This is a genomic window from Thioalkalivibrio versutus (assembly GCF_001999325.1).
Lineage (GTDB): Bacteria > Pseudomonadota > Gammaproteobacteria > Ectothiorhodospirales > Ectothiorhodospiraceae > Thioalkalivibrio > Thioalkalivibrio versutus.
The window spans coordinates 1-18,417 of record NZ_MVAR01000047.1 but is presented as its reverse complement, the minus strand read 5'-3'; the positions used below and the strand labels follow the sequence as shown (position 1 = coordinate 18,417).

17 protein-coding genes are annotated in these 18,417 nt (G+C 69.0%); 5 read left to right on the top strand and 12 right to left on the bottom strand.

Going from position 1 to position 18,417, the window contains the following annotated elements:
• Positions 1-100 precede the first annotated feature (100 nt).
• From dnaQ to B0684_RS13405, 3 genes are read right to left on the bottom strand one after another with little or no spacing between them, the layout of a single operon-like run.
• Positions 101-811, bottom strand: coding sequence for a DNA polymerase III subunit epsilon (gene dnaQ / locus B0684_RS13415; protein WP_018649705.1), 711 nt, complete (start codon positions 809-811; stop codon positions 101-103).
• An 11-nt stretch (positions 812-822) separates the two neighbouring features.
• Positions 823-1,284 (bottom strand): ribonuclease HI, encoded by a 462-nt coding sequence (gene rnhA, locus B0684_RS13410; RefSeq protein WP_018145389.1) that lies wholly within the window; start codon positions 1,282-1,284, stop codon positions 823-825.
• Positions 1,277-2,038 (bottom strand): hypothetical protein, encoded by a 762-nt coding sequence (locus tag B0684_RS13405; RefSeq protein ID WP_018168067.1) that lies wholly within the window; start codon positions 2,036-2,038, stop codon positions 1,277-1,279. The genes rnhA and B0684_RS13405 overlap by 8 nt, the downstream gene beginning before the upstream one ends.
• Between B0684_RS13405 and B0684_RS13400 the strand changes: the two genes are divergently transcribed.
• Positions 2,037-3,617, top strand: coding sequence for a LysM peptidoglycan-binding domain-containing protein (locus B0684_RS13400; RefSeq protein WP_018649704.1), 1,581 nt, complete (start codon positions 2,037-2,039; stop codon positions 3,615-3,617). The two genes, B0684_RS13405 and B0684_RS13400, sit on opposite strands and share 2 nt — an antisense overlap.
• An 81-nt stretch (positions 3,618-3,698) precedes the next feature.
• Here the strand turns inward: B0684_RS13400 and hflX are convergent, their stop codons facing one another.
• The 7 genes from hflX to B0684_RS13365 all read right to left on the bottom strand — a co-directional run bounded on the left by hflX (position 3,699) and on the right by B0684_RS13365 (position 11,881).
• Positions 3,699-5,039, bottom strand: coding sequence for a ribosome rescue GTPase HflX (gene hflX, locus B0684_RS13395; protein WP_018175823.1), 1,341 nt, complete (start codon positions 5,037-5,039; stop codon positions 3,699-3,701).
• 24 nt (positions 5,040-5,063) lie between these two features.
• Positions 5,064-5,324 carry an RNA chaperone Hfq gene (gene hfq, locus B0684_RS13390; RefSeq protein ID WP_018168064.1) on the bottom strand — a complete coding sequence of 87 codons (261 nt, stop codon included), beginning with the start codon at positions 5,322-5,324 and terminating at the stop codon, positions 5,064-5,066.
• A gap of 128 nt (positions 5,325-5,452) precedes the next feature.
• Positions 5,453-6,421 carry a tRNA (adenosine(37)-N6)-dimethylallyltransferase MiaA gene (miaA, locus tag B0684_RS13385; protein WP_018649702.1) on the bottom strand — a complete coding sequence of 323 codons (969 nt, stop codon included), beginning with the start codon at positions 6,419-6,421 and terminating at the stop codon, positions 5,453-5,455.
• A complete protein-coding gene (gene mutL, locus B0684_RS13380; RefSeq protein ID WP_018649701.1) occupies positions 6,421-8,298 on the bottom strand; it encodes a DNA mismatch repair endonuclease MutL in 1,878 nt (625 codons plus the stop codon). Before mutL ends, miaA begins: the two co-directional genes overlap by 1 nt.
• A 120-nt stretch (positions 8,299-8,418) precedes the next feature.
• Entirely contained in the window at positions 8,419-9,723 is a 1,305-nt protein-coding gene (locus B0684_RS13375) for an N-acetylmuramoyl-L-alanine amidase (RefSeq protein ID WP_047251974.1), read from the bottom strand.
• 191 nt (positions 9,724-9,914) lie between these two features.
• Positions 9,915-10,400 (bottom strand): tRNA (adenosine(37)-N6)-threonylcarbamoyltransferase complex ATPase subunit type 1 TsaE, encoded by a 486-nt coding sequence (gene tsaE / locus B0684_RS13370; protein ID WP_018649699.1) that lies wholly within the window; start codon positions 10,398-10,400, stop codon positions 9,915-9,917.
• Entirely contained in the window at positions 10,397-11,881 is a 1,485-nt protein-coding gene (locus tag B0684_RS13365; protein ID WP_026313010.1) for an NAD(P)H-hydrate dehydratase, read from the bottom strand. The genes tsaE and B0684_RS13365 overlap by 4 nt, the downstream gene beginning before the upstream one ends.
• A gap of 18 nt (positions 11,882-11,899) precedes the next feature.
• Between B0684_RS13365 and queG the strand changes: the two genes are divergently transcribed.
• The 3 genes from queG to B0684_RS13350 all read left to right on the top strand — a co-directional run bounded on the left by queG (position 11,900) and on the right by B0684_RS13350 (position 16,615).
• Positions 11,900-13,069 carry a tRNA epoxyqueuosine(34) reductase QueG gene (gene queG / locus B0684_RS13360; protein ID WP_018649697.1) on the top strand — a complete coding sequence of 390 codons (1,170 nt, stop codon included), beginning with the start codon at positions 11,900-11,902 and terminating at the stop codon, positions 13,067-13,069.
• Positions 13,070-13,211: 142 nt separating this feature from the next.
• Positions 13,212-15,713, top strand: coding sequence for an EAL domain-containing protein (locus B0684_RS13355; RefSeq protein WP_018649696.1), 2,502 nt, complete (start codon positions 13,212-13,214; stop codon positions 15,711-15,713).
• Between the two features lie 110 nt (positions 15,714-15,823).
• Entirely contained in the window at positions 15,824-16,615 is a 792-nt protein-coding gene (locus B0684_RS13350; RefSeq protein ID WP_018168056.1) for a ferredoxin--NADP reductase, read from the top strand.
• Between the two features lie 3 nt (positions 16,616-16,618).
• Here the strand turns inward: B0684_RS13350 and B0684_RS13345 are convergent, their stop codons facing one another.
• Together B0684_RS13345 and B0684_RS13340 are read right to left on the bottom strand one after the other, a co-directional pair.
• Positions 16,619-17,224, bottom strand: coding sequence for a DNA-J related domain-containing protein (locus B0684_RS13345; protein WP_018649695.1), 606 nt, complete (start codon positions 17,222-17,224; stop codon positions 16,619-16,621).
• The gene (locus B0684_RS13340; RefSeq protein ID WP_018649694.1) at positions 17,221-17,628 is read right to left on the bottom strand and encodes a YchJ family protein; all 408 of its coding nucleotides are present in this window, start codon (positions 17,626-17,628) and stop codon (positions 17,221-17,223) included. The genes B0684_RS13345 and B0684_RS13340 overlap by 4 nt, the downstream gene beginning before the upstream one ends.
• Positions 17,629-17,758: 130 nt before the next feature.
• Between B0684_RS13340 and B0684_RS13335 the strand changes: the two genes are divergently transcribed.
• A partial coding sequence (locus B0684_RS13335) for an NAD-dependent epimerase/dehydratase family protein (protein WP_077277053.1) occupies positions 17,759-18,417 on the top strand: 659 nt, incomplete at its 3' end.

Sequence of the window (18,417 nt, the reverse complement as noted above, 5' to 3'; positions counted from 1 at the left end):
CGTAAACACCGATCGCCGAACTATGGCCAGCCACAACAAGGCAGGGTGACGGGCCGAAGGCACCGAAACGCAGGAGCGGAGCCCGCGTCGGGCGCCAGGATCAAGCGTTGGCGCGCCAGCGGCAGGTGCCGCCGGCCGCCTCGTCGAGGGTCTGCAGCAGCGCCTCGTGCGCCGCCTGCTCCTCGGGCGTCGGCTCGATCACCGGCAGCGGCTTGCCCGAGCGCCGCGCCTTGACCGGGCCGGCTGCGGCATCGCCGTCGCCTCCGGAATCCAGGGTCAGCGCCACCTGCCCGCCGGTCATCGCCAGATAGACATCCGCGAGCAGCTCGGCATCGAGCAGCGCCCCGTGCAGGGTGCGGCCGGAGCCGTCCACCTCGTAGCGCTTGCACAGGGCATCCAGGGAATTGCGCGCCCCCGGGTGCATGCGCCGCGCCATCACCAGCGAATCCAGCACGGTGCTGACCTCGGCCACCTCGGACGCCGGCGCCACATCGCCCAACAGGCGCAGCTCGTTGTTGATGAAGCCGACATCGAAGGGCGCGTTGTGAATGATCAGTTCGGCCCCACGAATGAATTCGACAAAGTCATCGACGACATCGGCGAACCGAGGCTTGTCAGCCAGAAATTCGTTGGTAATCCCGTGCACCGCGATCGCGCCGGCGTCGATCTCGCGATCCGGTTGCAGAAACTCGTGCAGCTTGCGCCCGGTGGGGCGGCGGTTGTCCAGCTCCAGGCAGCCGATCTCGATAATGCGGTGGCCGTCGGAGGGGTCCAGGCCCGTGGTCTCGGTATCCAGCACGATCTGACGCATCGTGGTTTCCTTCAGTTCTCGATCGGTTCGCCGGCCAGCAGGGCATCAATGCCTGCATTGGCCAGTTCGTCGGCGCGCTCGTTCTCCGGGTGACCGCTGTGGCCCCGTACCCAGTACCACTCGATGTCGTGGCGCTGGGCCTGTGCATCCAGCTCCTCCCAGAGATCACGGTTCTTCACCGGCGAGCCGCTGGCGGACTTCCAGTTGCGCCGCTTCCAGCCCGGCATCCACTCGGTCACGCCCTGCTTCACGTACTTGGAATCCGTGACCAGCTCCACCTTGCAGGGGCGCTTCAGGGTCTCCAGCGCGCGGATGGCCGCGGTCATCTCCATGCGGTTATTGGTCGTCTCGGCCTCGGCCCCGTAGAGCTCGCGCTCGCGCCCGTCGAAGCGCAGGATCGCGCCCCAACCGCCCGGCCCGGGGTTCCCGCGGCAGGCCCCGTCGGTATAGATGTACACGCGTTCGTCAGCCATGCGTTCGGCGGGCTCCAGAATGAGAGGAGCGCGAGGATACCAGCCCCGGACGCATCGCGGGGTTGGGCATGGCGAAGCGGAAACGCGGCTCCGGACGCAGGGGCATGTTCACCCGCTTGTGGGCCACGGTCAGGATCATGCTGGCCAGCGGCGGCAGACCGCGCAGGGTCCAGGCATCCATGGTGGCCAGGCGTTTCTGCCAGGCGGCGGGCAGCCCCGGTGGGAGCAGGCTCAGGCTCCACTGATCCAGCACCTCGAGATCCGCCGCCTCCAGCAACTCGCGATATTGGCGCCGCCGCAGGCCTTCGGGCAGAGGCGAGGCGCGCACCCCGTTGCGCCCACCGCGTTGCAGGCGGTTGCCTTCCAGCAGAAACACCCGTCCCTCGGGCTCCAGCACCCGGGCCGCCTCGGCCACCACCGCCGCCGGTTGCTCGCTCTGGGCGCAGGGATGGGCGAGCACGATGCGCCCGGCACAGCCGGACTCCAGCGGCCAGGCCTCGGGGTCCATGCGCAGCGCCGGGCGCGCCGAGGCGATCCGGATCAGCGGGGCCTGCAGGGCATCGCTGTCCTCCAGGATCGGCACCGGCGCCAGCTCCACCGCCAGCCCCCCGGGGCCCGGATCGCCATAGCGCCGAATGCGTTCCAGAAAGCGCTCGCGGACCCTCCGCCCCTGCGGCTGGGCATACCAGTGCGCCAACCAAGTCAGGAATGGGTCTTGGTGATCCCCCATCTCTGGTTTATCCTCCAGCGCCATGACACCACGCCTCCGCACACGACTGACCACCGCCCTGATTCTCGGCCTGACGGCGATCTTCGCCTCTGCCTGTAGCCTACACGACTCCGAGCGCACGCTGGACACCTCGGCGGCGGATCGGCCGATCGTGGAACCGCGCACGACCGAGGACGTGCAGGCCGCGATGGAACGCCAGCAGCGCGACGCCGCGCAACGTGCCGCCGAGACCGACGACCTGTGGGAGCGCGCGCGCCTGGGCTTCGGCTTCAACGACGCGCTGGACCACGAACGCGTGGATCGCTATATCAGGCACTACCGTGACCATCCACGGATCATCGAGTACAGCACCCGGCGCGCGGAGCCGTTCGCCTACTTCATCCTGTCCGAGATCGAGGCGCGCGACATGCCCGCCGAGCTCCTGCTGCTGCCGATCGTGGAGAGCGGCTTCGTCGCCCAGGCGACCTCGCGCAGCCGCGCGGCGGGGATCTGGCAGTTCATGCCCGCCACCGGCGACTATTTCGATCTGTCGCGCGATCACTGGTACGACGGCCGCCGCGACGTCTACAAATCCACCCTCGCCGCGCTGGACTACCTCCAGGCGCTGCATCGACGCTTCGACGACTGGTACCTGGCCCTGGCCGCTTACAACTACGGCCAGGGCAACATCCAGCGCGCGATCGACCGCAATGCCGCCCGCGGCGAGCCCACTGACTACTGGAGCCTGGACCTGCCGTCCGAGCCGACCGCGTACATCCCGCGACTGCTGGCCCTGCGCCACCTGTTCCTGGACCCCGATGCCCACAACATCGCCATCGCGCCCATCGCCAACGAACCGGCGCTGGAGATGATCGAACCCGGCCAGCAGGCGGACTTCTCGCTAATCGCGGAGCTCGCCGACCTGGATACCGAGACCCTCAAACAGCTCAACCCCGGCTACCACCGCCATGCCACCCACCCCGGCGGCGCCCAGCACCTGTTCGTCCCGCGCGAGGCGCTGCCCACCCTCGAGGCGGCACTGGAGACCCGCAACGATGAACCGCTGCTCCGGTTCCGCGAATACACCGTGCGCTCGGGCGACAACCTCGGCCAGATTGCCCAGCGCGCCGGCACCCGCGTCGCCGTGCTGCGCGACATGAACAACCTCGACGACGACATGATCCGCGCCGGTCAGACCCTGCGCCTGCCGGCCTCCGCCCCGAGCGAAGAGGCTCCGCTGCAGGTGGCCGACGACAACAGCCAGTTAGCGGAGGACTATCAGGTGCAGGCTGGCGACAGCCTGTGGCACATCAGCCAGCGCACCGGCATGTCCATCGGCGCCCTGCGCGCCGCCAACGGCCTGGACCCGGACGCGATCCTCCGCCCGGGCGACACCCTGAAGGTGGTGCGCGCCGATCCCGACCGTGGGCCCGACGGCCAGCGCGTCGAGTACGAGGTCCGCCCCGGCGACTCGCTGTCGACCATCGCTCGCCGCCACCAGGTCAGCATCGGCGACCTGCGGCGCTGGAACGGGCTGAACGGCGACGGCATCCGAGCCGGAGAGACCCTGACCCTGTACCTGGCCAGCGCCGACGGAGAGGCGATCGCCCAGAGCGACGCCTGAACCGCGACGACATCGACGCCACGAAAAAGGCCCCGGTTGAACCCGGGGCCTTTTTCGTGCGCAAGCGAGCCGCGGCCGGCTTCAGTGGTCGGCGGCCGCCGCCCCCGGTGCTTCCGATTGCAGGCGGACGGTTTCGGGGTCCAGCCCGGCCGCCCGGAAGAGCTGCTCGAAACGCCGCTTCGGCACATGCAGGCGCAACTGGATCGACCCATCCGGCGTGGTCTGCTCGGCCTCCACGGCCTTCTCCTCGTAGAGCTGGGCGCGCAGGCGCCCGGCCGAGGCCGGGAGCTCGACCCAGCCCTGGGTCATGGACTCGGTGAAGGTCTCGGCCAGACGCTGCTCCAGGCGCTCCACACCCTCGCCGGTATGCGCCGACAGCCAGAAGGCATCGTCCGCCATGCCGAAACGGTCGTCCGGGTCCTCGGCCGGGTTCTCCAGCTGGTCGATCTTGTTGTACACCCGCCAGCAGGGGACGTCCTCGGCGCCGATCTCCTCGAGCACCTCCTCGACCTGGCGGATGCGCGCCTCGCGCTCCGGGTCGGCGGCGTCGATCACGTGCAGCAGCAGCGCCGCCTCGCGGGTCTCGGTCAGGGTCGCCTTGAACGCGGCGACCAGCTCGTGCGGCAGATCGCGCACGAAGCCCACGGTGTCGGCCAGGATCAGCGACTGGTGCGGGGCCAGGTCCAGACGGCGCAGGGTCGGGTCCAGGGTCGCGAACAGCTGATCCGCCTGGTAGACGTCGGAATGCGTGAGGCGATTGAACAGGGTCGACTTGCCGGCGTTGGTGTAGCCCACCAGCGAGACCGTGGGGATCTCGTTGCGCAGGCGCGCCTGACGGCCCTGTTCGCGGGTGCGTTCAACCTTCTCCAGACGCCGCTCGATGTGCTTGATGCGCCCGGCCAGCAGGCGGCGGTCGGTCTCCAGCTGGGTTTCCCCCGGACCGCGCAGGCCGATCCCGCCCTTTTGCCGCTCGAGGTGGGTCCAGCCACGCACCAGGCGCGTGGACATATGGCGCAACTGGGCCAGCTCCACCTGCAGCTTGCCCTCGTGGGAGCGGGCGCGCTGGGCGAAGATATCGAGGATCAAGCCGGAGCGATCCAGCACCCGGGCCTTCAGGTGGGCCTCGAGGTTGCGTTCCTGGCTGGGCGACAGGGCGTGATTGAAGATCACCACGTCGGCACCCGACGCCTCCACCGCATCCCGGATCTCGTCGGCCTTGCCGGCGCCGACGAACAGCTTGGGGTGCGGCCGGTCGCGCGAGCCGCGCACCACCGCCATGATCTCGGCCCCGGCGGAGCGCACGAGCTCGTCGAATTCCTGGACCTGGGCCTCGATATCGGGGTTGTCCCCGACATTCAGCGCGACCAGGACCGCACCATTGCCGACGCGCTCGTCGCCGGCACTCTCCGGACGCTCAAACAAGCTGGCAGAGACCTCCACTCATGTTCAGGACTCGGCCTCGGCGGAGGCGGGAGCCGCTGCCTCGCCCTCGAGATTCATGTTCACCTGACGGGCCGGCACGATCGTGGAGATGGCGTGCTTGTAGACCATCTGCGAGACCGTACTGCGCAACAGCACCACGAACTGGTCGAAGGATTCGATCTGCCCCTGCAGCTTGATCCCGTTCACCAGGTAGATGGAGACCGGGATCCGGTCCCGACGCAGCGCATTCAGGAAGGGTTCCTGCAACGTTTGCCCTTTGGCCATCGGTGCGTTCCTTGATCGTTATTATTGGTTCGCGACCCGCGCCGGCGGCTCGAGTTCGGCCCGCCGCACGGTCAGGTTGAAGCGTAGCATACCGGCTTCGCGGCGCCGTTCCAGGCGTACACCGGGCGTTATTCGGACGTCGCCGCTGCGGGGGCCGCTATCCGTGCAGCCTGGATTGCCCGCAGAGCCTGCGACAGATCCGCGTCCTCGGCGTTCAACCGGGCATGCAGGGGGAAGCGCCGCAGCCCGGTGAGCTGGCGTTTTGCGAGCTGGCGAGTCGCGGCGATGGCCCGCTCGCGAAAGGTCGCAAAGTCGCATTCGCCGGCCAGCCACTGCCAGCCCTGACGATACCCCACCGCCCGCTGCGACGGGTGCTCCGCGGTCAGGCCGGGGCGACGGGTCAGGGTCATCAGTTCGTCGACGAAACCGGCCTCCAGCATCGCATCGAAGCGGTCGGCGATGCGGGTGCGCAGGCGCTCGCGATCCGCCGGCCACAGGGCCAGCGACACCCAGCCAGCCGGGACCGTCGCGGCCGCGCCACTCTGGAAGCCCGACAATGGCTGACCACTGGCCGCGTACACCTCCAGGGCGCGCAGGATGCGTTGCGGGTCGTTCGGGTGGATGCGCGCGGCGGCCTCCGGGTCCACGGTGGCCAGCTCGGCATGGAGGGCCACGGCGCCCTCGTGTTCCAGACGGGCACGCACGGACTCGCGGACCGCATCCGGTACCGGCGGGATCGGATCGAAGCCGTCCAGCAGGGCGCGCAGGTAGAGCAGCGTGCCGCCCGCCAGCAGGGCGACCCGGCCGCGGGCATGAATGGCATCGATCGCGGCGCGGGCATCGCGGGCAAAGTCGGAGGCGTTGTAGGTGTCCTCCGGGTCGCGGATATCCAGCAGGTGATGCGGGGCGCGGGCACGCTCGGCGGCGTCCGGCTTGGCGGTGCCGATATCCATGCCGCGATAGACCAGCGCGGAATCCACGCTGACGATCTCCGCGTCCAGGGCCTCGGCCAGCGCCAGCGACAGCGCGGTCTTGCCGCTCGCGGTGGGACCGGCCAGCAGGATGACCGGCGGCCGGTCCCCATCCAGTCCGGCCATCAGCGTCCTCGCAGGAACAGCCGGTCCAGCGCCGAGTGGTCCAGCTCCACCCAGGTCGGGCGCCCGTGGTTGCACTGGCCGGAACGTTCGGTGGCCTCCATGTCGCGCAGCAACTGGTTCATCTCGGGCAGGGTCAGGCGTCGCCCCGAACGCACGGAACCGTGGCAGGCGATCGTTCCCAGTACCGCGTTCATCGCCCCCTCGGCCCGATGGCTGTAGCCATCGGCGGCGAGGTCCGCCAGGACATCGCGCACGAGCTGCGCGGTGTCCTGGCCACGCAGCAACGCAGGCGCCGCGCGCAGGGTCAGCGTCTCGGGGCCGGCGCGGTCGAGCTCGAAGCCGAGTTCCCCAAGCAGGTCCGCGCGTTCCTCGGCCAGTTCGGCCTCGGCCGGGGTGACGTCCAGGGTCTCCGGCACCAGCAGCGGCTGCGAGGTCACCCGTGCCCCCTCCCATTCGCGCTTCAGACGTTCATAGGTGATGCGCTCGTGGGCCGCGTGCATGTCCACCACGATCAGGCCGCGGGGGCTCTCGGACAGGATGAAGGTCTCGGCTACCTGCCCCAGGGCAAACCCCAGGGGCGGCATGCCGTCCGGGTCCGCTGCGGGCGCACCGGACGTGGCGGATGGCATCGGGGTGTCATAAGCGGCGGGCCGCACCTCGGCCACCGCAGACGTCCCGCGGAACTCGGCCCAGGCCGCACCAAAGCCTGGATCGCGCCCGACCGGCTCAAGTCGCGGTTCGCGAGGGGGCGCATACCCACCGCCCGCACCCGGCACACCCAGCCCGGACAGCGGGCGATCCGCCTGCGCCGGCATGGGCATGGGGCGACCGGAGGGGGCCGGCGCACCCATGTCGGGTACCGCCGCGGCATGCCCGGAATCCCCCGGACGCAACGCGGCAAGCGCCTTGTGCAGGCTGTGGAAGATGAAGTCGTGAACCATGCGCGACTCGCGAAAGCGCACCTCCTGCTTGGTCGGATGCGCGTTCACATCCACCTGGGTCGGATCCAGCTCCAGGTCCAGCACGAACATCGGATGCCGCCCGTGGTAGAGCACGTCCTGATAGGCCTTGCGCACGGCCGCGGCCAGCACGCGGTCACGGATCGCGCGGCCGTTGACGAAGAAGAATTGCTGATCGGGCTGGGCGCGCGACTGGGTTGGCGAGCCCAACCAGCCGGACAGCGCCAGCCCGGCGCGCTGTTCGTCCACCGGAGTCGCATGCTCCAGGAAGGCATCACCCAGCAGCGCCCGCACCCGCTCGCCGGGGTCGTCGGCCGCCGGCAGGTCCAGGGTGACGCGGTCATTGTGGCGCAGGCTGAAGGCGACCTCGGGACAGGCGGCCGCCTGGGTGCGGATGACGTTCTCGCAGTGGTTGTATTCGGTGCGTTCGGTACGCACGAACTTGCGCCGCGCCGGGACGTTGAAGAACAGGTCGCGGACCTCGACGGTCGTGCCCACCGGATGCGACGCCGGGGCGGCCTCGCGGAAGATATCGGAGCCATCCCCGGTCAGGCGCCAGCCGTTGCGCTCGTCCGCCACCATGGAGGTCAGCGACAGCCGCGAGACGGAGGCGATCGAGGGCAGGGCCTCGCCGCGAAAGCCCAGGGTATGCAACGCCTCGAGATCGTCCATGCAGGCGATCTTGCTGGTGGCGTGGCGCGACAGGGCCAGCGGCATCTCGTCACGATAGATGCCGCTGCCGTTGTCGCTGATCTGGATCAGGCGGACGCCACCTTGCTCCAGACGCACATCCACCCGCGTCGCCCCGGCATCCAGGGCGTTCTCCAGCAGTTCCTTGACCACCGAGGCCGGACGCTCGATCACCTCGCCGGCGGCGATCTGATTGATCAGTTGTTCGGAGAGCTTTGCGATCGCCACGCGCGACACCTGGGAGAGACGAGAACCGGGTGCCTAGCCTAACCGGGGCAGCGCCGGAGTGCCTAGCCGGCGGCCGAACAACGCCTGCAAGACGTGACGGGCTGCCCGGAGGCGCCGGGCTCAGGAGTCGCGGGGGATACGCAGGACCTGGCCGGCGTAAATGCGGTCGTCACGGACATCGTTGGCCGAACGCAGGTCCGCCAGCGACAGGCGATAGCGATCGGCAATCCCGGAGAGGGTCTCGCCCGGGCGGATGATGTGCTGGTCGGGCTGGCCGTCGGCGATCAGCGTGCCCGGACGGGCATGGGTGGAGAAGTACGACCGCAGCCCGGTCAGCAGGGCGTCCGCCAGCGAGTTCTGGAAGGTCGTGCTGCGCAGCTTGCGCTCCTCGGAGGGATTGGAGATGAAGGCCGCCTCGACCAGGACCGACGGCACATCCGGCGAGCGCAGGACCGCAAAGTTGGCGCGCTCCACCTCCGGCTTGCGCACCTTGCCCACCCGGTGGAGCTCCGCGATCATCCGCTCGGCCAGGGTGTTGCTGGCCTCCAGGCTCCCGCTCTGGGCCAGATCCAGCAGCACGTTGGTCAGGGAATCGTCCTTGCCGTTGATCGGCACCCCGCCCAGGCTCAGATCCGCCTGGTTCTCGCGCTGGGCGAGGAAGCGCGCCGCCTCGCTGGAGGCCCCGCGCTCGGACAGCATGTACACCGACGAACCCTGGACACTGCGATTGGCGATCGCGTCGGCGTGGATGGACACGAAGATATCGGCGTCCGCCTTGCGCGCCCGTTCGATGCGCTCGCGCAGGGGCAGGAAATAGTCTCCACTGCGGGTCATCACGGCCTTCATGCCGTGCTCGCTGTTCACGCGATCGGCCAGACGCTTCGAGATCTGCAGGACCACGTCCTTCTCGCGGGTGCCGGCGGGGCCGATGGCACCCGGATCATGCCCACCATGACCGGCATCGATGGCGACCACGACATCGCGCAGGTCCTCCTGCGAGCGCCCACGGCGGGAGCCGTTGTTCTCCGCCGAGCGCGGCGCGGCGGGTGCCTCGCCGCTGGCCAGATCCAGGACCAGGCGGTGCGGCGCACCCTGTGCCGGCATCAGCACGAAACTGCTCGGCTCCACCGGCTTGCGCAGGTCGAACACCACGCGCAGATCGGAGCCATTGCGTGCGGCATGGCGCACGGCCTTGATCGCCGAGCGCGGGTTATCGCTGATGGTCAGGTCTTCCACGGCCCGCGCGTTCTCCAGATCCACCACCAGGCGGTCGGGAGACTGCAGGTGAAACATGGAGTATTCCGCCTCGCCGTCCATGTCGAAGACCAGACGGGTGGTTCCGCCATCCACGGACATACGCACGCGCCGGACGTCCGTGCGAGCCAGGGCCGGCAAAGGCATCCCGACCAGCCCGAGGGCAGTCATGGCGCGCAGCAGCTGGCGGCGGCGCAGATCCGGCGATGTTGATTGGCCCACGGCGTTTCCCTTTGTAATCAGGGGTTCTGACTACATTGTGGACGCTTTTTCTGGAAAAGCAATAGCAATTTTCTTTCTTTATGAGCGAGATATCGCGCATTGTGCGCGTGGCGGGCCAACTGCGGGGCAGCCCCGGCGTGTCACCCTGTCACGATCTCCTGGTCCCGAAGCACCCGGTGGTAGGCCGCCGCCAGCGGCCCCTCCAGCCACAGCTCCCGGCCTTCGGCTGTGCCCTCGCGATGCGCCAGGCGCACCACCAGATCCGGCGCCGGCAGCCAGCCCGCACCGCGCTCCGGCCACTCCACCAGCCACAGGACATCGCCCCCGAAGGCCTCGCGCACCCCCAGGTACTCGAGTTCTTCGGGATCACCCAGGCGATAAAGGTCGAAGTGCAGGACCTCGCGCCCCGCCAGCGCATACGGCTCCACCAGGGTGTAGGTCGGACTGCGGACCGCGCCTTCATGCCCGAGCCGGCGCAGCAGACCCCGAACCCAGGTGGTCTTGCCGACACCCAAATCACCCTCCAGGAACACGATATGCGGGGCGTCGAGCGCCGCCAACGCGGCCCCGGCCGCCTCGGTCGCCTCCAGGTGCGGGAGGATCAGAGGGGGCGCTGCTACCGTCATGCCCCACCCCCGGCCGCGGCCGGCAGGGCTTCGGCCAGATCCCCGGCCAGCATCCCGCGCGCCCCGCCCAGGCGATCACGCGCGATGCAGGCTGCGGCGCAGTGCCAGGCGGCCCCGATCTCCGCGGCGCTGCGCGCATCCGCGCCCTGCCCGCGCAGCGCCGCGATGATGCCGGTCAGCACGTCCCCGCTACCGGCGGTGGCCATACCGGGGTGGCCGCCGGTGACACAGGCCAGCGGCTCCGCACCCGAACTGGCGACCAGCGTGCCCGCCCCCTTCAGCAACGCCACTCCACCCAGGCGCGCGGCCAGCGCCCGCACCTGCCCGGGGCGATCGGCCTCGATGGTGGCCACGTCCTGCCCCTGCAGACGGGCAGCCTCGCCTGGGTGCGGGGTCAGCACCCAGTCCTCGCCCCGACGCGGGGCCTCGGCCAGCAGGTTCAGGGCATCGGCATCCACCACCCGGGGCAGGTCGGCATCCGCCACCGCCAGCCACAGGCCACGACCCCAGGCGTCCTGTCCCAGTCCCGGCCCCACCGCGACGACATCGACGCGACGCATCAGGGCCTGCAACTCGCTGGCGTCCGCCACGCCACGCACCATCAACTCGGGTCGTTCCAGGTTCGCCCAGGCCGCGTGTTCGGGGTGCGTGGCCAGGGTCACACGGCCGGCCCCGGCGCGCAGGGCGGCCGTCGCCGCCAGCCGCGCGGCCCCCGAGTAGCCGGGCGCGCCGCCCACGATCAGCACATGCCCACAGTCGCCCTTGTGCGCCCCCGGGCGCCGCACCGGCAGGCGCTGCCGCCAGTCCGCTGGCCCGATCCGACGCGCAACCGGCGCGATGCCATGGGTCACCGAGGCAGGGAGATCGAGCGGGGCCACCTCCACCCGACCAACCCGGTCGACCGCGGCCCCGGTATGCAGGCCCAGCTTGTCGGCGATCATGGTCAGGGTGTGACTGGCCCGGACCGCCTCCCCCAGGACCCGGCCGCGATCGATATCCACGCCCGAGGGCACATCGGCCGCCAGCACCGGCCGCCCACTTGCGTTCAGCGACTCGATCACCGCGCCGTAGGCATCGGTCAGCGGCCGCTCCAGGCCGATCCCGAACAGGCAATCCACCCACAGGTCCGCGGCCGCTGGTTCGAAGTTTTCCAGCGCATGCACCTCACCGCCGCCCGCCTGCCAGCGCCGGTGGGCGTGGCGACCATCGGACTCGGGGCGCGCCCGCGAAGGGCCGCCATGAACCCGGACCTCCAGCCCGGCCTCGGCGGCCCGCCGCGCGAGCACGTAGCCGTCCCCGCCGTTGTTGCCGGGCCCGCACAGGATCCCGATGCGGCGGGCCTGCGGCCAGTCGCGGCGCACCACCGCCAGCAGGGCCTGCCCGGCACGCTCCATCAGCTCGCCCGGAGCCATCCCCGGCAGGGCCAGGCCGGCAGCATCCAGGGCCCGCATGCCCGCGTTATCGAACAGTGCGCTGGTCAATGCTTGTGGGTCGGGTTCATGATTCACGCCATCACCTCCGTCGCGGAAGCCGAAATCGTGCCTCAGCGCCTCGATCCACGCCAATCCACCGAGCTTGCCGAACGCATCCGCGACTGGGGACGCGAGCTCGGCTTCCAGGCCGTGCGCATCGCCCCCGCCGAGGTGCCCGAGGCCGATCGCCGGCATCTGGACGACTGGCTGGCCCAGGGCTCGCACGGCGACATGGACTGGATGGCCGACCGCGCCCCCCTGCGCCACGCCCCGGATGCCCTGGTGCCCGGCGTGCAGCGCATCATCAGCGTGCGCATGGACTACTTCCCGCCGGCCACCCGGCGCCCGGCGATCCAGCTGGCCGAACGCGATCACGCCTATGTCTCGCGCTATGCCCTGGGCCGCGACTACCACAAGCTGCTGCGCAAGCGCCTGACCACCCTCGCGCGCCGGATCGAGGCGGAGGTCGGGCCGTTCGGTTATCGCGCCTTCACCGATAGCGCGCCAATCCTGGAAAAGGCCCTGGCCGCCCGCGCCGGGCTGGGCTGGATTGGCAAGAACACCAATCTGCTGGCGCGCGAGAGCGGCTCCTGGTTCTTCCTCGGCGAGTTGTTTACCGACCTGCCACTGCCACTGGATGAACCCGTGGACGAGCACTGCGGCCAGTGCACCGCCTGTCTCGATGTCTGTCCGACCCGGGCCTTCCGCGGGCCGTACGACCTGGACGCCCGCCGCTGCATCTCGTATCTGACCATCGAACTGAAGGGTGCGATCCCCGAGGACCTGCGCCCGCTGATCGGCAACCGCATCTACGGCTGCGACGACTGCCAGCTGGTCTGCCCCTGGAACCGCTTTGCCGAGGTCACGGCGGAACCCGACTTCATCGCCCGCCACGGTCTGGATAGCGCCAGCCTGATCGAGCTGTTCGCCTGGGACGAGGCAACCTTCCTCGCCCGCACCGAGGGCATGGCCATTCGCCGAATCGGCCATGCGCAGTGGCTGCGCAACCTCGCTGTGGCCCTCGGCAACGGTCCGGCCACACCCGAGGCGGACGCGGCCCTGGCCGCCCGCGCCGAGCACCCTTCCGAGCTGGTGCGCGAACACGCCGCCTGGGCGCGCGAACAACTGCGCAATCCCCCGCACAGCGCTCCCCTGTCCACGGAAAACCTGTCCCGGCTCACCCAAGCGCCCGGGTAAGCCGGGCAAGCAAAAACCGCCCCGGAAGAGGCAAATCCGCACCTCCCAAGGTTGCCAGTGCCGGCGCGACCGGCGACACTCCGGTGCCGAATCGCGCCCCGATGCGGGGCCCGGCCCGCCACCAAAGGTTCAGCCCGCCGCCATGCCCGATCACCCGGACACCACGCGCTATCAGCGGATCTTTGAACAGGCGCCCGAGGCTCATCTGGTCCTCGACCGCAAGGGCGGGATCGTCGCGGCCAACTATGCCGCCTGCGAACTGCTGGGCTATACCAGCGCCGAACTGACCGGCGGCGTGCACATCACCGAGCTGGACCTGCAGGCCACTCAGGACGACGTGGACCAGGCGCACTCCAAACCCGAACAGCGCCTCCCCGCGCACTTCGAGAGCCGCTACCGGCGCCGTGACGGCGGTGAATTCCCGGCCGAGGTGCACATCAACGCGATCCGCACGGACGGCGAGCTCGAGGTCTTCGCGACCGTGCGCGACATCACCCGCGAGCGTCAGTCGGAGCAGGCGCTGAAGAGCCTGGAGACCCAGCTGGGCGCGACCATTCGCCATGCCCCGCTGATCCTGTTCGCGCTAGATGCTGAAGGCTGCTTCACGCTATCGGAGGGAGCCGGCCTCCGGACCCTGGGATTAAAGCCAGGCGATGTCCTGGGCCGCGACGCCCGGGAAGTCTACGCCGACCAGCCCAACGTGATCGATGCCGTGGAACGCGCTCTGAGGGGTGATAGCTTCGACGACGAGGTCCGTATTGGTGACACCCATCTACGCGTCTCATGGATGCCGCTGACCGATGGCGAATCCAGCCGCCCAGGCGTACTCGGCGTGGCCTGGGACGTCACCTCGCTGCGGGCCGCGGAGGCCGCCACGGGTGCCGAACGGGACCGCCTGCTAACCACGCTACAATCGATCAGCGACGGGGTCATCACCGCAGACACCCACGGGCGCCTGACCTACCTGAATCCCGCCGCCCAAGTACTGCTGGGGCTGGATGCCACCAGCGCCCAGGGCCGCCTGGTGGACGAACTGCTGGACCTGGAAGACACCCGGACGGGGACCAGCGTGCTCCGCCTGGTGGACGAACTGCTGGACCTGGAAGACACCCGGACGGGGACCAGCGTGCTCCGCCCGGTGGAACACTGCCTAAACCTGGGCGGTACCGTGGAATCACCCGAACACATACTGCATCGCGCCGACGGCGAAACCCGCGTGGTGCGCATGCTGGCCTCGCCCCTGCAACGCCCGAACCGCGAGGCCCAGGGTGTGGTGGTCGTGCTGCACGACCACACCGAGCTGTGGCAGATGACCCAGCAGCTTAACCATCAGGCGACCCATGACGACCTCACCGGCCTGTGCAACCGCCGCGAATTCGAGCGGCGGCTGGACCAGGCCCTGCACACCCAAGAGGAGGGCGAGACGCCGCATGCGGTGTTCTACATGGACCTCGACCAGTTCAAGATCATCAACGACACCTGCGGTCACCAGGCCGGCGACGAGCTCCTGCGGGAACTCTCCGAGCGCCTGCTGTACCGGATCCGCGAGAACGACACCCTGGCTCGCCTGGGTGGCGACGAATTCGGCGTGCTGCTGTACCACTGCCCGCCCGAACGCGCCGAGGCGATTGCCCGGAAGATGCTGGAGACCGTGCAGTCCCTGCGCTTCGCATGGGAGGGCCGGCGTTTCGATGTCGGCGTCAGCATCGGTCTGGTGCCGGTCAGCGGCCCGGAACAGACCCTGCCCGAGATCCTCAGCCAGGCGGACTCCGCCTGCTACGCCGCCAAGGAAAACGGCCGCAACCAGGTCTACGTCTGGCAGCCCAGCGACCAGGCCCTGCGCCGCCGACGCGGGGAGATGGAATGGGTCGGCCGCATCCGCTCGGCGCTGGAGGAAGGGCGCTTCGCGCTGTTCGGCCAGGCCGTCCACCCGCTGGGCCCGGTCGACCCGGACCTTGCCCATGTCGAGGTGTTGATGCGCCTGCGCGACGAGGATGGCCGGCTGATCCCGCCGGGCAGCTTCATCCCGGCCGCGGAGCGCTACCACCTGATGCCGGATATCGACCGCCACATCATCGACAACGCCTTCGCCATGCTCGCCCGGCATCGTGCGCCGCGCGAGAACCCCTCCCACTGCGACCCCACCCTGGCGATCAACCTCTCGGGCCAGTCGCTGGCGCAGGAGAGCATGCTGGAGTTCGTCACCGAGCGCCTGCAGCACTACGCGATCCCGCCGCGCTGCATCATCTTCGAGATCACCGAGACCGCAGCCATCAGCCACCACGAACGTGCCCAGAGCCTGATCCGCACCCTGCGCTACATGGGCTGTCGTTTCTCCCTGGACGACTTCGGCAGCGGTCTGTCGTCATTCGGGTACTTGAAGAACCTGCCGGTGGACTTTATCAAGGTCGACGGTAGCTTCGTGCGCGATATTGCCCACAACGCGGTGGACTCGGCCATGGTCACGGCCATTCATCGCGTGGGTCATGTCCTCGGCCTGCGCACCATCGCCGAGTGTGTCGAATCAGCCGCGACCATGGACCGCCTGCGAGAGATCGGCCTGGACTTCGTGCAGGGCTTCTACCTGTCGGAACCGGCACCGCTGGAGCAACACCTCACGCCCATCGACAGCAACGTCCACTGACGAGCGGTACCCATTTCCGAGTGTTTTCCTTGGTTTTTGCCGGCGCTTTCGCACCCGGCACCAGGACTTGCTAGCGTAGGACCGAACAATAATCGGAAAACCACGCACTTATGCCGTATTCGGAACAACGCATCACCTCCACGCGCCGCTGGTCGGACAAGACCTTCAGCTTCACCACCACGCGCCCGGAGGGTCTGGAATTCAAGAACGGGCAGTTCGTGACCCTGGGGCTGCGCCCCGAGGGCAAGCTGATCCCGCGTGCGTATTCGATCGTCTCCGAACCCGAGGCCGAGGAACTGGAGTTCCTGAGCATCCACGTGCCGGATGGCGCCCTGACCAGCCGCCTGGCCGAGGCTGGACCGGGTGATTCGATCTGGATCAACACCAAGGTCACCGGCTCGCTCACCTTCGACTACGTGCAGCCGGGTCGCACCCTGTACATGCTGGCCACCGGCACGGGGCTCGCCCCGTTCATCTCGCTGATCCGCAGCCCGGAGCTGTTCGAGCACTTCGACAATGCAGTGCTGGTACACAGCGTTCGTACCGTCGAGGAACTGGCCTACCGCCAGGAGATCGAGTCGCGCATCAGCGACCGCCTGCGCTACGTGCCGACCGTGACCCGCGAGAACCACGACTTCGCCTGCCCGATCGCGCAGCAGCCCTACGACAACAACCAGCGTGGCGCTGACATGTTCCGCTCCGGCGAGCTAAGCCGCATCCTCGATTTGCCGCCCGCGGATCCGGAACACGACCGCGTAATGCTGTGCGGCAACCCGGCGATGAACCGCGAGATGAGCGAGTGGCTGACCGAACACGGCTGGACCCAGACCAACTACAAGGGCGTGGGTACCTTCACCGTGGAACAGGCCTTCGTGACCACCATGTCGGACTCGGACGACTGAACCTCAGCCCCGGACCAGCAGGATCCAGCGGGCCGCGTTGATCCGCTGCAGTTTGGCCGTGTCGCCACCCCGGTCCGGGTGGTGGCGCTGCGCCATCCGGCGGTACTGTCGGCGGATCGTATCCGCATCCACCGGGTCCGCAAGCTCCAGCACCTCCAGCGCCTGCTCGCGTTGCTGGTCACGCCCCAGCTGCGACCAGAACTCACCCAGAAGCGCCTCCACCGCCGCCGCATCCATGGTTTCCAGCTGCGCCAGGTCAAGGTAATAGGCGCGCAACGGATCGTGCATCGCCAGAAGCCCATCCACCGCGCCACCTTCCCGCAGCGGCTCGACCCCGATATCCAGGCAGTGGATACGCAAGCCTTCGCCGCCCTCCGCAAGGCGGTCGCGCAGCCGGTAGAGGCAGTGGAACAGCACAAAGTGCGCCCGAAACAGGCTCAAGGGCTCCTGCAGCCGGGCCCCGGCAAACGGCTCCACGCCCGCGTCGCGCAACTGCGTGATCAGGGCGTGCTCGGTCAGCCCGTCCGACTGCGCGCGCAGGCACTCCAGCACCCGTTCCAGCAATGCCGGATGGACCGGCGAGGCGACCGCATCCGAAGCGGCTGTCATGCGCCCGGAAACTCCCCGTTGACATACACCCAGCGCCCGTCTTCGCGGCGAAAACGACTGCGCTCGTGCAGGCGTACGCCCTGACCGCGCACCCGTGACCGGGCAATGAACTCGACCCAGCCTGTCTCGTCGTCCGGCCCACCCGCCTCGGTCGCACGTATCGCGAGCCCCAGCCAGCGCTGTTCCGGGGCCAGCTCCATGGATGCCGGGCGTGTCGCGGCCGCCCAGGTCGCCAGCAGATAGTCCTCACGCCCTTCCACAAACGCGGCATAACGCGAGCGCATCAGCGCCTCCGCCGTGGGCGCCGAGGCCGTACCATCCAGATACGGCCCACAGCAGGCGGCACGGTCCTGCCCGGACCCGCAGGCACACGTATCGACCTTCTTTCGGCTCGCCTTGCCCAAGCCCCATCTCCCGTTCATCTGCGTTCCAGTCAGCATGCCCGAGCTATCGCCCACGGTCGAACCCTCACTTTGGCACTGGTCTTTCGCCAGCGAAATCGGTAGCGTGCGAATCACGATCCCGGAGGGAACAATGGCCAACATCCTGATCATGGGCTGCGGCGATCTCGGCGGTGCCGTTGGCCAGCAACTTGCCCACGGCGGACACTCCGTCTGGGGCCTGCGCCGCCGGCCGGAGCACATCCCCAAGCCGATCCAGCCCCTGGCCGGCGACTTCGGCGTCGCGGACGGCTTGCCGGAAGTGCCACCGGCGCTCGACACCGTTTATTTCATCGCCACCCCGGGCGAGTTCACCGAGCCCGCCTATCGTCGCGCCTATGTTGACGGCCTGCGCAACACCCTGACCGCCCTGGAACGGGCCAGCCAGCAGCCGCGCCGCGTTGTATTCGTCTCCAGCACCTCGGTCTACGGCGCCGACGACGGCCGCTGGGTGGACGAGACCAGCCCCACCGAACCCACCCGGTTCTCCGGGCGCGCCCTGCGGGAAGCCGAGCAGTTGCTGGCCGACAGTCCCTTTCCCGGCGTGGTCGTGCGCTTTGGCGGCATTTATGGCCCGGGCCGCGAGTACCACCTGCGCAAGGTGCGCGAGGGCGTGCGTGGTCAGCACGAAGCGCCGGTCTGGACCAACCGCATCCACCGCGATGACTGCGTGGGCCTGCTGACCCACTTGTTCAATCTGGATGACCCCGAACCGATTTATCTGGGCGTGGATGACGAGCCCGCCCTGCGCCA